This is a genomic window from Dulcicalothrix desertica PCC 7102 (genome assembly GCF_003991905.1).
Taxonomy (GTDB): domain Bacteria; phylum Cyanobacteriota; class Cyanobacteriia; order Cyanobacteriales; family Nostocaceae; genus Dulcicalothrix; species Dulcicalothrix desertica.
Genome location: NZ_RSCL01000006.1, coordinates 79417 through 93567 on the forward strand (window position 1 = coordinate 79417; position 14151 = coordinate 93567).

The 14151-nt window shown below is 36.4% G+C and carries 16 protein-coding genes; 5 read left to right on the plus strand and 11 right to left on the minus strand.

Annotated features, from left to right (window positions below; genetic code table 11):
- Positions 1 to 28 precede the first annotated feature (28 nt).
- Positions 29 to 1093, plus strand: coding sequence for an alpha-xenorhabdolysin family binary toxin subunit A (locus DSM106972_RS13935; protein ID WP_127081274.1), 1065 nt, complete (start codon positions 29 to 31; stop codon positions 1091 to 1093).
- Between the two features lie 242 nt (positions 1094 to 1335).
- Positions 1336 to 3753, plus strand: coding sequence for a hypothetical protein (locus DSM106972_RS13940; RefSeq protein WP_127081275.1), 2418 nt, complete (start codon positions 1336 to 1338; stop codon positions 3751 to 3753).
- A 303-nt stretch (positions 3754 to 4056) separates the two neighbouring features.
- On the opposite strand, the gene DSM106972_RS13945 is transcribed toward DSM106972_RS13940, so the two are convergent.
- The 3 genes from DSM106972_RS13945 to DSM106972_RS13955 form a co-directional block, all read right to left on the minus strand.
- The gene (locus DSM106972_RS13945; protein WP_233786935.1) at positions 4057 to 4389 is read right to left on the minus strand and encodes a hypothetical protein; all 333 of its coding nucleotides are present in this window, start codon (positions 4387 to 4389) and stop codon (positions 4057 to 4059) included.
- 241 nt (positions 4390 to 4630) lie between these two features.
- A complete protein-coding gene (locus DSM106972_RS13950) occupies positions 4631 to 5113 on the minus strand; it encodes a hypothetical protein (RefSeq protein ID WP_127081276.1) in 483 nt (160 codons plus the stop codon).
- A 347-nt stretch (positions 5114 to 5460) separates the two neighbouring features.
- Entirely contained in the window at positions 5461 to 6948 is a 1488-nt protein-coding gene (locus DSM106972_RS13955; RefSeq protein ID WP_127081277.1) for an IS1380 family transposase, read from the minus strand.
- 90 nt (positions 6949 to 7038) lie between these two features.
- On the opposite strand from DSM106972_RS13955, the gene DSM106972_RS13960 reads away from it, so the two are divergent.
- Positions 7039 to 7452, plus strand: coding sequence for a hypothetical protein (locus DSM106972_RS13960; RefSeq protein ID WP_127081278.1), 414 nt, complete (start codon positions 7039 to 7041; stop codon positions 7450 to 7452).
- A gap of 83 nt (positions 7453 to 7535) precedes the next feature.
- Here DSM106972_RS13960 and DSM106972_RS13965 read toward each other — a convergent pair whose 3' ends face one another.
- The 7 genes from DSM106972_RS13965 to DSM106972_RS13990 all read right to left on the minus strand — a co-directional run bounded on the left by DSM106972_RS13965 (position 7536) and on the right by DSM106972_RS13990 (position 12465).
- Positions 7536 to 7931, minus strand: a complete 396-nt coding sequence (locus DSM106972_RS13965; RefSeq protein WP_127081279.1) for a winged helix-turn-helix transcriptional regulator — start codon at positions 7929 to 7931, stop codon at positions 7536 to 7538.
- Positions 7932 to 7952: 21 nt separating this feature from the next.
- Positions 7953 to 8156 (minus strand): hypothetical protein, encoded by a 204-nt coding sequence (locus DSM106972_RS13970; protein ID WP_127081280.1) that lies wholly within the window; start codon positions 8154 to 8156, stop codon positions 7953 to 7955.
- A gap of 463 nt (positions 8157 to 8619) precedes the next feature.
- Positions 8620 to 9819: a hypothetical protein gene (locus DSM106972_RS13975; RefSeq protein ID WP_127081281.1), complete on the minus strand. Its 1200-nt coding sequence runs from the start codon at positions 9817 to 9819 to the stop codon at positions 8620 to 8622.
- 1017 nt (positions 9820 to 10836) lie between these two features.
- Positions 10837 to 10989 carry a hypothetical protein gene (locus DSM106972_RS51375; RefSeq protein WP_158632821.1) on the minus strand — a complete coding sequence of 51 codons (153 nt, stop codon included), beginning with the start codon at positions 10987 to 10989 and terminating at the stop codon, positions 10837 to 10839.
- Between the two features lie 379 nt (positions 10990 to 11368).
- The gene (locus DSM106972_RS53450) at positions 11369 to 11557 is read right to left on the minus strand and encodes a hypothetical protein (protein ID WP_127081282.1); all 189 of its coding nucleotides are present in this window, start codon (positions 11555 to 11557) and stop codon (positions 11369 to 11371) included.
- Positions 11558 to 11577: 20 nt separating this feature from the next.
- Positions 11578 to 12219: a hypothetical protein gene (locus DSM106972_RS13985; RefSeq protein ID WP_127081283.1), complete on the minus strand. Its 642-nt coding sequence runs from the start codon at positions 12217 to 12219 to the stop codon at positions 11578 to 11580.
- Positions 12220 to 12276: 57 nt separating this feature from the next.
- The gene (locus DSM106972_RS13990) at positions 12277 to 12465 is read right to left on the minus strand and encodes a hypothetical protein (RefSeq protein ID WP_127081284.1); all 189 of its coding nucleotides are present in this window, start codon (positions 12463 to 12465) and stop codon (positions 12277 to 12279) included.
- Between the two features lie 107 nt (positions 12466 to 12572).
- Here DSM106972_RS13990 and DSM106972_RS13995 point away from each other — a divergent pair, with 107 nt between their 5' ends.
- On the plus strand, positions 12573 to 12800 hold the full coding sequence (locus tag DSM106972_RS13995; protein WP_127081285.1) for a hypothetical protein: 228 nt from the start codon (positions 12573 to 12575) through the stop codon (positions 12798 to 12800).
- A gap of 133 nt (positions 12801 to 12933) precedes the next feature.
- Entirely contained in the window at positions 12934 to 13530 is a 597-nt protein-coding gene (locus tag DSM106972_RS14000) for a hypothetical protein (protein ID WP_127081286.1), read from the plus strand.
- A gap of 58 nt (positions 13531 to 13588) precedes the next feature.
- On the opposite strand, the gene DSM106972_RS14005 is transcribed toward DSM106972_RS14000, so the two are convergent.
- Complete coding sequence (locus tag DSM106972_RS14005; protein ID WP_127081287.1) at positions 13589 to 13933, minus strand: variant leucine-rich repeat-containing protein; 345 nt, start codon at positions 13931 to 13933, stop codon at positions 13589 to 13591.
- Between the last annotated feature and the right edge of the window lie 218 nt (positions 13934 to 14151).

Sequence of the window (14151 nt, forward strand, 5' to 3'; positions counted from 1 at the left end):
CACTTAAAAGATTAAGAGGATAGAAAAAATGACAGCCGCAATAGAAACAATAGATATCGGTCCCAAGCAGCTAGATACAGCACCAGAGACATCAGGGTTTATAATTGCAAGTCCAGAATTGTTAGCAGTACAGCTATTTGTTGCCAATGCTCTGGAGTTACCCATTACTCCAGACAAAATGAAGTTTGAGGATATTCGTGAAGCTTACAAATTGATTCATAATCATTGTAGTGAATGGCAAGACGATATTTACCCAGGTATTGTGAGTTTGGCAACTCATATTTATGACTATGGTACTTCAGCAGAAGTTATTTATGATGATCTAAAGGATCTGGCGATTAAAATATCCACATCCAAGAGTGTGTCATTAGATTCTCCAGAGGTGCAAAACTTTTACGCTCTTGTAGATGATTTGATCGCAACAGCTAAGGATTATGAACAAAAAGCGATTGATGTTTCCAACAAGGTAAGTAAATTTAATGAATATTGCAAAGCGGATGATAAGAGGTTAGATGAATTATTTGCAATATATAAAACCCAACTTGAGAATCCTAGTCCATTAGTAAAAGAGTTGTTGAGTCAAAAGAAAGCGCAAGAAATCAGACTGCAAGAAGCAATGGATGAATACCATCATTGTGTTGTAGTTGCAGCTACTACACCTACTTATGCCTGGATACCTTTTGCTGGCTGGATTGCTGGTGGTGTGGTAGCGGGAGTTTATGCAGATAGAGCTGTCAAGGCTAAGAAAAAAGCTGAAGATGCTGCCCAACAGATTGCTGATTTATCTGCAAGAATCGCTGTTGAAGACAGATTGCGTTTGGATATGGAAAAAGCTAAAGAAGGTGTAGAAAACACTGATAAAAAGCTAGAAGCTGCATTAGAAGCTCTTGGGACAATTAAATCTGCATGGATTGCGATCGCAGAAGATTTAACAAACTTGAGAAAAAGGCTAGATATTGCTGGGAATAAAGAAAAATTGAAAATTGCTTCCACTTATATCAAAGATGCTGGTGCCAGATGGGGAAAATTGGCAGTGAAAGCTGATCAATATCGGATGAGAGCCTATGCTAACTTTTTGCCAAAAACTGCATAAATTATAGTTAGGCATAGTTAGGTGAGAAATATGGGATTGGCTAGCTACATATACCAATTTCATATTATTTATTACATCAGATTCGGATTGATGTAGTTATTATGGTGTTGCTAATTGTCAGGATAAATGGAGTAATTAAATATTCAAAATATTGCAAGAAAATAATCTAAATTATTCCGAATGATTCAACACTATTATTTTTTTCATCCTAAAAACATAATCAAAAACAAGGAATAAATTACATGCCAGAGTTATCATCTTTACAAGTGAAATCAGTCACAGAATGGGCATCACTCTATCAGGGTTCAGATAAGCGCTTTCAGATTCCTGGAAGTAGTGAGATGGTGATAGACCCGCAGCCGATTATACGGCAAATGTACGTAAATCTTGCTCAGGTGATCGCTGATCTCAAAGCAAAAAATATTACCTGGATAGCATTGACTATTTATGCTGATGTTGTGGAAATTCCTTCAAACTATTGTTTGCTTCTTGAAGAAAGTTCAATCAGTATTATTGCCCGACGTATAGAAGTAATTGGCAATGCTGAAATTGTTTTGATGTTTCCAGACAAAGAAGTAGCATCACTGGTTATTTACACTAATGAAGTGGGTGGTTGTCTCGCAATCCGGGCATTACTTGAGCAAGAAACTAATGAAATGTGGTCCGAGGAAATTACTCAAGTTACCTCTTTAGGATTTCAAGTGGAATATAGTGAAGGAAAAGTTTCTAAAACGGACCTAGATTTTTTCCCTTTTAATATGCGGGAAATTGAATCTAATTTCTATAAGTTGCTGGTGACAAGTTTTCAGTATGCGACAATTTTCGCTGAATCAAGAAAGGATATTGCTTGTGATATTTTGGCATGGATTAAAATAAGCACCTCAACTTGGCTGGAAATGCAAGAAATGTTTTTGCAAAGTTCAGCTTTGTTCCTAGATTTAAAAGCGGCATCGGGCAATGTAACTTTTGTTCCTTACCTGAGTCGTTCTCAATATCAAGAGTTGAGTAAAGCTTTTACTGATGCTGCGGGAAGTTTTGAAGTTGAATATGATAATTTCCGCAATGCCAACTTGAATCTTGTTCAGCGTCAAAAATCTGCATCTTTGATGTTGGGCTACTTTACAGACACAGAAAAATTCTCTCAAAAGCTGATAGATCAGGCTAACGAGAATTTGAGTAATGCCAAGCAGGGTTTTAGCCTCAATATCAGCCGCATGTCCACTCAAAAAGACAAGCTAGAAGAAGCTAAAAAAGCTTTTGAAGTGGGGTTAGAGGTGTGGAAAGCTAAAAAACAAAAGGAAGCTGCTTTTGAAGGTGTTAAGGCTGGCGTGGAAGTCGCTGCTACTTTGGTTGGATTGGTTGCTAGTGTGACGACAGTGGTAGTTGGCTTTGTTGCCTCTGCTGCTGGTGGTGCGGGTGTTCCCGTTGTGGTAGTGGGTGTTGCTGGTGCGACTGGAAGTTTGGTTGCTATTGGTGCAACCGTTGCGAATGCGGCTCAAAGTACAACTGCGATCGCTAAAGCGGCAAAAGCACTGGAAATAATTTTGAAACTCATCGAGGCTTTGGGTAAAGCTATCGAAGCGATGGGCAAGATTCTCGCAATGGTAGAAAATATTGAGAAAGCAGTTAATAAGAGTGATTTGCTTAACCAGATTAACCAACTCACAGATTTATCAAAACCGGTTTTAGAACAATCTGATGATGTTTCGTGGTCTGTATTTGAGCAAGAAATCGGATTAGCACTCAAAATGCCTGTAGACGAGGGTGTTAATGGTGCTGCGGAGTATCTCAAAGAGCTTCATGTTTTAGCAATTTATGGCAAAGCAATCAATGGTAGCCAACGCACATTTATCGAATTAACGCAACAACTTGTACGGCTAAAATTAGAGAAAGAAGTTAGCGAGAAACAAGTTAACCGTATTCAAGATTATGTCAAAGACTTGGAGGCAGGCAAACAGCCAAATGCGGAGATGATACAGTTATTCTATCAAAGATATTTGAATGTTAAAAGATGGCTGTTTGTGGCAATCGAAAATCATAACGCGGCTTACAAATACTGGGCTTTACGGGAGCCAAGTTTTACTCCATCAATGATGAAAAGAGTTTCCGAACTGAAGAAAGATTTGGCAACTATTCAGAATGATTTAGCAACAGCATTAAAGGGTTTTGATCCACGACCCCAGGATATGGAGGATATTACCTGTGTGCTATCAGATCCGGAAATGCTAGAGATATTCAAAAAAACTGGAAAGGTAAGTTGGAATATCACGCTGGATCAGCCAGAATTTGAAGGTTGTAATCGTGTTCGCATCACAAGAGTAAGAGCCTGGATTAATGGCGCAATTTCCCAAACATTAGTGACTAAAAAACTGGCTCCAATTACTGTCTCACTTTCAACTTCTGGAAATTTTTATGACCGCTATAAAGGGCAAAAATATGAGTTTATGGCGGCACCACTCCAACGCCAGTTTAAATACACAAGCACAAATCAGATAATTATTGATGGTGAAGATGCTGAAGAAAATAAGCACGATTATTATCAGCCAACTCCGTTTACTACCTGGGTAATTTCATTACCGCAAACAAAAAATACCGGGATAGACCTTACAAATGTTGACCAAATTAAATTGGAGTTTAAAGGTAGTTTAATTCCTGAGTAGTGCTCTCTCATAGCAATGGAAGAGAAATCAATACTGCTCCGTTAAGCCTTTTTTTGGGCATAATAAACAACGATATTTCAAGGGTTACAGCCTAGTTTTTTTCTTTAACCGAGCAGTACTGGAACAGGAATCTACGTTAAGCGGTAGCTTATGTAACTTAAAAGATAAAGTGGCCGTTTTTAAAGGATAAAGTGGCGCCTGTGTAACCTATCCTAGAGCCGCTTTATTTTATTTTTATTTAAGTATTTATGTGATTAATAATGGCGCCGAAAATCGCAGTGACAAATTTTGGGTCTGGTTATATTAATTGAAAGACACACAAGGTTTTCCTGTATTAATACTCGGAACATCATCTAACCAAACTTCCTCGGCGCCTTCTATTTCAAAAGAATCATCATAAACTTTAAACCCCCGCGGAGATACTACTTTAAGTATAGAAATATGACCATACATCCATACATTTAGTAATAGTGTTTTAGTGTCTGTACTATAATTAAATTTCTCAATTTCTGCAAAAGTATCCGCAGGGCGAAACTGATATGTCCCGTAAATCATCAAACGATATCCGCCTTTTATATAGCCTTGTCTATGTAGTAATATGAGTTGCTCCAACGCATGATTAAGTGAGTTCACCATTATGTTTATATAGGAGAGGCTCATTTCTGTCCAACGATAAATCATCTTGTTTCTGTTTCATAAGTTGTAGGAACTAATAATAGTGTTATTGGATATCTGGTTATACCTATTATTCCCCTGTTTATGCAGAAAATTATATCGATGTTAAATTTATAACTTCAAAGCATCACTGCTTATCGCTCTTATGAAGCATTACAGGCGCCTAAAATGAAATACCGCGCATATCTAGATATCTAAGTACTTAGTTAATTAAGGCGCCTTCAGGAAATCCTTCAATCTTGAACTTATGCTCTTGACGATAGTCGCTCTCTAAAATGCCATATTCTCGATATGTAGTAACAAAGTCTATCACGAAGTCGTTGTTAAAAGCGGCGCCGAAGTAAGCTGGATTTGATGGGTCTCTCCAAGTAGGGTCTATTACTTCCCCTTTACCGTTGATAAGCCAAGCGTGAGTGAATATAAGCGATACCTCATCATCAGTAGCGTAGCCTTCACAATAAGTTAAATTTGGGCGTTTCTTGATGATATTAAAGCAATTTTCGTAGCAATTTTTAGGAGTCCCTTTAAGTTTCGAGTTCTTAGCTATAGTTAAATACGGTTTCCCTACCTCAAGAATAAGCTTTTCCATGCTTTTATATTTATACATTGGATTTAAAGGAAACGAATCAATTAAATCTACTCGTTCCTTAAGTTTATCTAGTAAGCGTGTAAGGTTATGATTCATATTAATTAATAAATCACTATCATATAAATATTGTACAATTAAATATAATATTATCTTTAAACGTTAATCCCGGATTTCTCACAAGTGAGAAAAAAAGATTTGGATTAGCCAGATTTTGAGCAACTTAATTGATACATCATTCAAATACCTACAGAGCGCTAACAAGTCTAAGTAAAAACCGAGTATATCTAAAATACATAAAATACATTAAAATTAAATAATACTGTGTTGTAAAGGTTATAGTAACAAAAATTGACATGCCAATTTATGAGTTAAATCAAATAAACCCAAATATCAACTATTAAAATCAGAATTAGCTACTACTTATGAATTTAATTAAGTCATCATTAGCCAGGGCAAGGTAGTTTAGATAAGATTTCATAAATTGTTGCGAAAACCTCCTGATAAGGGCAAGCACTACTAATTGCGATACAAATCCGTCGTTTACTAATAGTAATAACAGCCCCTAACTTTAATATTTTTGCGCGTATCGTTTCAACAGTCGCATTTTTAAATTCTGTTTTTGCTAAACATTTTTCTCGCAGAGTATTCATTAAAACGTAAGCAATGGCTGCAAACCATAAACGTAATTGATTCCCTTCAAATGTATGGGTACTAGTTCTATCACTATGTAACCCTAGTTTTTGTTCTTTTATACAATTCTCCATGTTACCTCGCGGGCAATATTTTTGAGTATAAAGTCGTCCGGGAGGAATTTTATTAACAGGGAGTGATGTCACTACAAAGCGGGTTTTAACTTCTTCATGGCTATACTCAACTTTGGCTACAACACGACGACTACGGCTCCAACTATCTAGAGTTTGATAGTCAAGAGAACAATACCAAACTGAGTTATCAACAAATGTTGCTGCATATGAAGTTAAATCTGGTGATGGGGGCAATAATGTTTCAAAAAAATCGACTAGAGGTTTCAATTTTCCAGAGTATTCTTGAGATGCACGGTACTTTATTGACTGAGATAGCTGGAGTAGACGGCTATTTTCAGCGAGTCCAAACACATAATCAATTCCCGTTTGAAACTCACACCAATTCATTATATCTTCTCTAGAATAAGCACTATCTCCACGAATAATAATTTTGACATTTTTCCATCGTGAGCGTATAATTCCTATCACTCTCTGTAACTCTTCTAACCCCCATGCGGCTGGGTCTAAGTTAGACGCGCGAAGTTTTGCTGCAAGTATTTGTTTACCACAAAAAATATATAGTGGAGCGTAACAATATCCATGATAATAAGGATTGAAGAACGTTTCTTCTTGACTACCATGAACTAAATCATCTGTAACATCTAAATCTATAATTATTTGTCGTGGCGCCTTTCGGTATGATTCTAAAAATAGCTCGACTAAGAGCGTTTCTATTGCCTCGGCATCATGTTCAATACGATGATACCGACTATTTTCTCTTGAACATACGTCTTCTGGACAATGTTCAAGACGATTTAAGGTACTTTTCCCAGCCAAACTAATAAATTCTTGTTCTGAATTAATCGCTTTCCCTACTGCAAGCGCGAATATGGGGTCATGACGTAAAGTTTCGTGGTCATTTATATCTTCGTAGCCCATGATTAAGCCATATATCCTTTGTGCTATTAAGCTATTAACTGGATGTAGAATTCTCGAAGGGTCTCGGTAGTCTTTGAAACATGCTGCCAGCCGTGATGTTATTTCTCTTTTTCTGTCCAGCTCCGCAATTAATGTTAATCCTGCATCCGATGTTACAGGTTCACCCTTGAAATTAACTATAACTGTACGTGACGCTACTTGTTCAAATACAAACTGTTCTGGTTTACAATGGTTTTTATTTGGGGTCATACTTCAAACTGCTGTAATTGTTGTGCAATATACATTTTGGCAGTTTTTGACCCCTATTTTCTCAAATCTTGTGAGAAATCCGGGTAATGTATGGAAAGTAAACAAAACTACTTTATTGTGTTTGATACAATCGAAGGCGCCTATCTTTGTCTAAACGAAGAGGGTAACAGTTTATTGACCTACTCAACAGAGAAAGAAGCAAGGGAATATTTTGAACTGCATTATCAAGAATGTCATGAACTAGGGCTAACTTGGTCTACGAGTGCAACGCTGCACTGGGCAACTTTGAAACCGTTTATAGTAAGTATAAATGCTGAATTATCGCCAGCAGATGTAGTAGATACCTTGTCAGCACAGGCGCCGGATTCAACAGTTTTTTCTTTGAGTAGTATAGCAGTACGTTCCATTAAAGGGCTTAAAGTAGATTTGTGGACTTGTCGTCAATATGAAGTGTCGCAGGTTAGCTTAATTCAAGAGCAGGAACAAGAGGCGCCTGTTGCTTAACTTTTCTAGAGGCATTGCCTCCAGCTTTGGTCTAAAATTCCCACGCTTTGTTGTAACGTATAGCGCCTGCAATATGAATATTGTTAACTATGTTCACGTTTTAGCAGACTAAAAATATATTCTGGTTTATGTCCCCTTTTCCATGAAGGGGTTCTTTTTAACAAAACTTTTTTAATAATGCCTCTTTTAGCTAATTTATTTAATAAAGAACTAATGGCGTTAGGGTCAATATTTGTATCTGCTGCTATCTGCGCGCGGGATGCAGAACCACCAAGCTTTTCTAAGCACTCAATAATTGTATCAATTTTAGCTGGTGCGTAGGGTGATACTTCTTCAAGTTCTGCTAATACGGTGGATTTTATCTGTTCTAAAGTTTCTTCAGTTACATCAATTTGTTTAATCTCGTACAACAAATCAATCGTTAGTTGAACAGCTTTTAGTATTTTTGCATTACTGGGATTAGGCATTACAAAGGACACGGCGCCGACCTGATTAATATATCATCGTTTTTTGTACGAAGCATACCAGGGTTTTTGATTATCGGGTTTTAAGTACGGCGCCAATTCTCCATAAGTCTCCTCGTAGCGTTCCACCATCTCACAAAGGTTCATCACTTCTGGTGTAGCGTCTGTTATCGTGTCGCTAAGTAATAAACTTTTAACTTGTGTAGCTATAGATACTAGTAATTGATGCTGTGTGTTCATGATTGGGCGCCTGTTTTTAGTTAGTTTTTGAAGTAACAGTTCTTATTACACGTTCTAAAAATAGCCTCCTATCAATTGCTTGAATTTCTAAAACTGTTTTACCTATGGGATTATAATCATCTGGGATTTTAAAAAATTCGGATGCCCAATAGCTCTGCTTTGTTTCTTGCTCGTACTTAGCTACTTCATTATATCAGCCAATACAAATGTTTTCCCATGTGAAATAGAGTCTAGTTTTTCCTTCTGAATTCGTTTCAAACATAATTAGCTAATATTCAACTATTATTCTCAATATTATTTTACACTTTGACTACGTGCTTTTTCACTTAATTATCAATGGCTTCAACCAGAAAATAGGTATATTCTGTGTCTAGCGGCACCGTAAATTTTTAATTGTATATTTTTGTTAAGATTAAATTTATAATGATTATTAAAATTATTTTACTACTAAATTATAACGTTGTTATTGAAGAGAGATTAACCTCTCTGCTGTCTCAATACTACATAAGTAAGTAGCATTATCACCAAAAGCACGAATTTTTTTACCCTTAGCATTATATTTCTCTCCATTTTCAAGAAGTATAAATGCTAAAGTTACTTTTGATACAACGTGTATTTCGGCTTTACTTACGTTACTATTATCATAAAATAATACACCTACTTCATCTTTCGCTTTTAACTCTAAAACTAAGGATTCTTGGTTTTCAAGACGCGGATTTTTAATATAATAAATAATCGATTTACTATTTTGTGTTAAACAACCACAAGACTTTATACTCCCACTTCTAATACTTCTGATTGGGAAATCTGCAATTTTGCCACAATCGCATTTGCATTTCCAGTAAGTTATACCATTAACCCTTGCTGGTTCAGAAGGAGAAATACATTCTAAATGTCCGAACTTTTGTCCACTATAATCTTTAAAACTTGGGTTTAAACAACCGCAAGATTTTATACGTCCAGCTACAACATTTCCTATATTTTTATCTACAATGTTTCCGCAATCGCATTTACATCTCCAGTAATTACCTTTTGCTGGTTTAGAAGGAGAAATACATTCTAGATGCCCAAACTTTTGTCCACTATAATCTTTAAAACTTGGGTTTAAACAACCGCAAGATTTTATACGTCCAGCTACAACATTTTTTATATTTTTATCTACAATGTTTCCGCAATCGCACTTAAATTTCCAGTAATTACCTTTTGCTGGTTTAGAAGGAGAAATACATTCTAGATGCCCAAACTTTTGTCCAATATAATCTTTAAAACTGGATTTTAAACAACCGCAAGATTTTATACGTCCAGATACAACATTTCCTATATGTTTATCTACAATGTTTCCGCAATCGCATTTACACTTCCAATAAGTGCAACCATTAACTCTTGCTAGTTCCGATGGTTCAATACACTCCAGGCGCCCAAACCTTTGTCCCGCAAAATTTTTTAATTTAGTTATTCTAGTTTTTCTTGTTGTCTTCCTTTGTTGCTTTAAACATCCGCAAGAAGATATAGCCCCTTTAACAAGATATCTTATTCTAACTTCTACTAGTTGGCCACAGTCGCATCGACATGTCCAATAAGTGTTAGCTTCGACTCTTGCAGAAAAAGATAGACATTCCAGGCGCCCGAACTTTTGCCCACTGTAATCTTTGAAGTTTGTCATTTTACTTTTCATCCACTATTCTAGATGCTTATAAGTAGCCTAATTGATACTACCCATAAAGCATGATACCTAGTTTCTGAAATATGTCCAGCGGCGCCGTAAATTTTAAAATGTATATTTTTGTTACAATTGAATTGATAATTATTATCAATCTACGCGATTTATAAAAATCATCAAAGTTCCGGCGCCGTTTGAAACTGTAGCGCTTATAGTTTTGACTTACCAGAACCTCTCGAACACCCGCAAGACTTTTTATTTCCAGATACAACACTTACTATACTTAGGTCTACAATATTTCCACAGTCGCATTTTAATGGACAGTAAGTTGCACGATTAGCTTTTGATAGTTCAGAAGCAGAAGGAGCAATGCATTCCAGGCGCCCGAACTTCTGACCTGTATAATCTTGACCTATATTTCTTAAGCATCCGCAAGACCTTGTACTTCCATATACAACACTTGCTATATTTACGTCTACAATTTTCCCACAATCACATTGAGATTTCCAGTAAGTTGCATTATTAACCCTTTCGACAAAAGAAAGACACTCCAGGCGCCCGAATTTTTACCTGTATAATCCTTGAATGTGTTTCTTAAGCACCCGCAAGAGCTTGTACTTCCACTTACAACATTTCCCATGTTGAAATCTGCAATTGGTCCACAGTCGCACTTGCACTTCCAGTAAGTTGCACCATTAAGTCTTGCTGGTTCTTTATGAGAAATACATTCAAGGCGCCCGAACTTTTGACCTGTGTAATCTCTAGCTGTATTTCTTAAGGATCCGCAAGACTTTGTATTTCCATATACGACACTTGCTATATTTACGTCTACAATTTTGCCACAGTCACATTTACATATAAGAGCGAGTTTCACCATTAACCCTTGCTGGTTCAGAAAGCGAAATGCATTCAAGGCGCCCAAACTTTTGGGCAGTGTAATCTTTGAATTTAGTCATTTTAATAAAAGGATGTTTTAAAAATCAGCAGTTGAGTAAAAAAGTTATGCGTTAACTCATATTATTATACTGAGTCATGCTCGCTTAAATATTTTTCAACTTTTACCCTTATTTCGGATTCCATTACATCCAGATGTCCATCAACATCAGCATACCAGCCATATTGGTTCATTACTTTTATCAAAGCATCTACAGCTTTACGCGCGCATGTCTCCATTTTTCCCTTGGGCGTAGCTAAGTATTCGCTATGGCTTAATTCTTTCTGCTGTTGACGCTGCTGTGCTTTCTCAATGATACCTGTAGCCCTTTCAACACTACACAGGTAAGTAGGGTCTCCATAGTGGGCGCCTATTTCCTTGCCTCTATTGTTATATCTAGTTCCATCAACTAGAGTTACAAAGCCCTTTGAATTCAGAAGGCAGAAGGCAGGAGGCAGAGGGCACTTATGAACCCACCTTTAAAAAAGTGGGATTGAAACAAGGACGCTGTTTTTCTTCTCTGCGAGACACTGCGTGAACGTGCTTTGCTGTATAGGCAACACTACGTGAACGCAAACTCGTTCACGTAGTGTACCGAAGGTAAAAACGTCTTTTTTTTTACGCTCGCTTAAACCCAGAACGCGTAGTTCTTATTGGTATTCCACATAAAGCCATCTGCCTCTGCCCTCTGCCTTTTCTTGTAACATTTTTAACTTCGTGTATTTCTGCTTTACTGCCAAAAGCGTTGTCGTAGAAAAAGACTCCTACTTTGTCACCGGATTTTAAATCTAGTGTGTTGAAAGACATAATTTATAAGCTCTTATTTTTTAATATTTATCCAATTTTCGATATTGATCTATATTAAAATTATCTGACAAAAGTGATTGTAATGGTGTTAACTTAGTAAAGTAATTAACTATTTCATCATTGCATGGTAGTACCCTCTCCAATATACCATGAATAGGCAATTTTTTCATTTCAGGAGTACCGTAAATCCTTTTATAGTAAGTGTCTTTAACTTTAAGTGAAGAATATTTTATTTCTTCAATCTCAACTATTTTGCACTTCCAACCTGTTGTAGTATATGCACAATGATAAACTAAATCGTTTTGTTTTAAGTTTACCAACATCCACGCTAACTTATACTTCATTATTTTTGATACACTTAAATTAGCCTGACATTCTCTATTTAAAGACTCTAACTCGGATTTTAAATATCTATTTACACTATCAATTATTGATTGCTCTATATCCTCTTGTGTTACTTCTCGAATCGAAATATCTATTATATCTTGACAGGCGCCGTTTTCTGTCTTGAATTTATCACACGCTTTCTCGGCGCCTTTTCTTGATTTGTAAACTTTGGCATGAAAAAGGCTTGCTGGAAATTTAAAACATTTTTTCCCTTTGGTCGTTCCTTCATAAGCGAAGGCTATTTCGTCTTGTAAAGTGACTTGAAGTACGTACATTTTTCAATAATGTTATTAAAAGTATCTTGATACATATTACCAAGATATTAAGAAAAGTTAATTATCGTTCCACTCCTCTGCTGTAAAGCCTGCTTCTATTTCTTCTGGAAACTGTTTCCCCATCTCAGCTATAGCTTCCTCTACAGAGTTGGCTTTTACATAATGCCCCTGTCGTGCGTTCGTCTTAGTGGCGCCGGGAACTTCGTCTGTATATGGCTTATTACGGGTGCAACGGTACATTTTCATACAAGTAATCTGTAACTGTTTCTACAATATAGTTTTTTTTAGCTATAGTGGCAAGTAAGGATTAATAATTGAGTTATACTAAAATTTACAAATAATAAAACGCTTAAATGAACGTTTTAGAACAATTAATGCACGATAAAGGTTGGTCATATTACCAGTTAAGCATTGAGTATGGAAAGTTGGAGCATCCATCCCTTTCCCCTGCTGAGTTAGTTAAAAAGTACAGTACAAATGTTCGCAAGGCAGTGCGTAACCCAGAGAACGCGCGGTTTGATACGGTGAAGAAGTTGGCTGAAATATTAGGCGCCGAGCTTGTGATAAAGGTTAAGTCGTGATTTGATTGTTGGCGCCCTGCTGTACTTCAAGTATGATTACATAGTGAAATTTTTGTATATTTTGTTCTAATAGTCAGAAATATTGTGAGGCGCCGTTGTTGACTATACAAAGTGCGAGAGGAGATTTTAAGCAATGGTAGATAGATTTGTTATGTTTTGGGGGTTGATTAGTACTCTGTGTACAGGCGCCATTGCAAGTGTGCTTGGATTTTACTCAGTTAGCTGGCTGCCCGCTAATCATAATATACTTCGGTCGATTGTAATATATTTCGTTTATTGGATTTTATTAGCAAATTTACAAGCAACATTGTTAGATAGGAAATTCAAAAATAAAAAATTCGCTTCTAGATGGTTTTTTACAACAAGTATAGTTGGCATTTTAGTTATGTTTTTACATGACTTTATAGTTCTAAAAGTAATGGATATAAATACTGGAGGACAGGGAGCAATCGCTTTATTATATACCTTACCTAGCTTGGCAGTTTCTGGTGGATTTATATTAGCTTTTGCTCAATTCTTGCTTATCCGAAACCGTTATAAGCCTAATTTCCAATCGAATGAAGTTGAATTAAATATGTTCTGGTTATTTATAGGTGTTCTCTCATGGGTTGCAGGTTTCGCTGTTCTGTTCTTCGGTGCTATTTTTCCTCCATTATTACTTGTTTTTCCTATTGTCAGTACAATTAAAGGCTGGTTTATTAATAAGTTTTTACAAGCTACGAAAGAATAATTGAATGCTTAGGCGCCTGTTTACGGTAAATTTAATCGGCTCTTCCGTAATTAACGTGCTAAAATGTTAAGTACGGAAGAGCCATTATTGTGTCAGGTGGCATTTCGTCGAATAAACGCGGGTTTTCTAGCAATAAAAGCGGAAATACAGGGTTGTCAATTAGTTTTCTAGGAAATTCGGCGCCGAGTTGAATCAACACATCAACAGGTGTATTAGGGTTGGATACAATGTTGTGATGTAATTGTTGGTCTTCTGAGTGGTAGAACAAATCTTCAAGTAAGTCTGGCGGAGTACACGGATTTTTTGCAACAACGTGTCCGAGTTCCGTACTCCTGTATGCTAATCTTTTTAATCTTTCAGGGAGAGTATTAATATCAGAAGCTTCAAGTAAAAGATTTGACATGATATTAGGCGCCTGTTTTAGGAGAGCGAAAAATTTTGGGGGAGCAGTAAATATGAACTCCCAATCATTGAAATCTGCTTGCAAACATCACCAGCAATTAAGAGCAGCATTGAATAAATAATATCGAAGATTATTAAGTATTTAATTATACTTTTAATTTACTTGACTCTCACTCTTCTGGCAAAGAGTATAATGTATTCTCTTTACCTAAAATACTT

Coding starts and splice junctions, on each gene's coding strand:
- DSM106972_RS13945 (WP_233786935.1), bottom strand. CDS start 4,389: ATGGTGAACTCACTTAATCATGCGTTGGAGCAACTCATATTACTACAT.
- DSM106972_RS13990 (WP_127081284.1), bottom strand. CDS start 12,465: ATGAAAATGTACCGTTGCACCCGTAATAAGCCATATACAGACGAAGTT.
- DSM106972_RS13970 (WP_127081280.1), bottom strand. CDS start 8,156: ATGAACACACAGCATCAATTACTAGTATCTATAGCTACACAAGTTAAA.
- DSM106972_RS13950 (WP_127081276.1), bottom strand. CDS start 5,113: ATGAATCATAACCTTACACGCTTACTAGATAAACTTAAGGAACGAGTA.
- DSM106972_RS53450 (WP_127081282.1), bottom strand. CDS start 11,557: ATGTCTTTCAACACACTAGATTTAAAATCCGGTGACAAAGTAGGAGTC.
- DSM106972_RS13995 (WP_127081285.1), top strand. CDS start 12,573: ATGAACGTTTTAGAACAATTAATGCACGATAAAGGTTGGTCATATTAC.
- DSM106972_RS14000 (WP_127081286.1), top strand. CDS start 12,934: ATGGTAGATAGATTTGTTATGTTTTGGGGGTTGATTAGTACTCTGTGT.
- DSM106972_RS13985 (WP_127081283.1), bottom strand. CDS start 12,219: ATGTACGTACTTCAAGTCACTTTACAAGACGAAATAGCCTTCGCTTAT.
- DSM106972_RS13955 (WP_127081277.1), bottom strand. CDS start 6,948: ATGACCCCAAATAAAAACCATTGTAAACCAGAACAGTTTGTATTTGAA.
- DSM106972_RS14005 (WP_127081287.1), bottom strand. CDS start 13,933: ATGTCAAATCTTTTACTTGAAGCTTCTGATATTAATACTCTCCCTGAA.
- DSM106972_RS51375 (WP_158632821.1), bottom strand. CDS start 10,989: ATGGAGACATGCGCGCGTAAAGCTGTAGATGCTTTGATAAAAGTAATG.
- DSM106972_RS13960 (WP_127081278.1), top strand. CDS start 7,039: ATGGAAAGTAAACAAAACTACTTTATTGTGTTTGATACAATCGAAGGC.
- DSM106972_RS13940 (WP_127081275.1), top strand. CDS start 1,336: ATGCCAGAGTTATCATCTTTACAAGTGAAATCAGTCACAGAATGGGCA.
- DSM106972_RS13975 (WP_127081281.1), bottom strand. CDS start 9,819: ATGACAAACTTCAAAGATTACAGTGGGCAAAAGTTCGGGCGCCTGGAA.
- DSM106972_RS13935 (WP_127081274.1), top strand. CDS start 29: ATGACAGCCGCAATAGAAACAATAGATATCGGTCCCAAGCAGCTAGAT.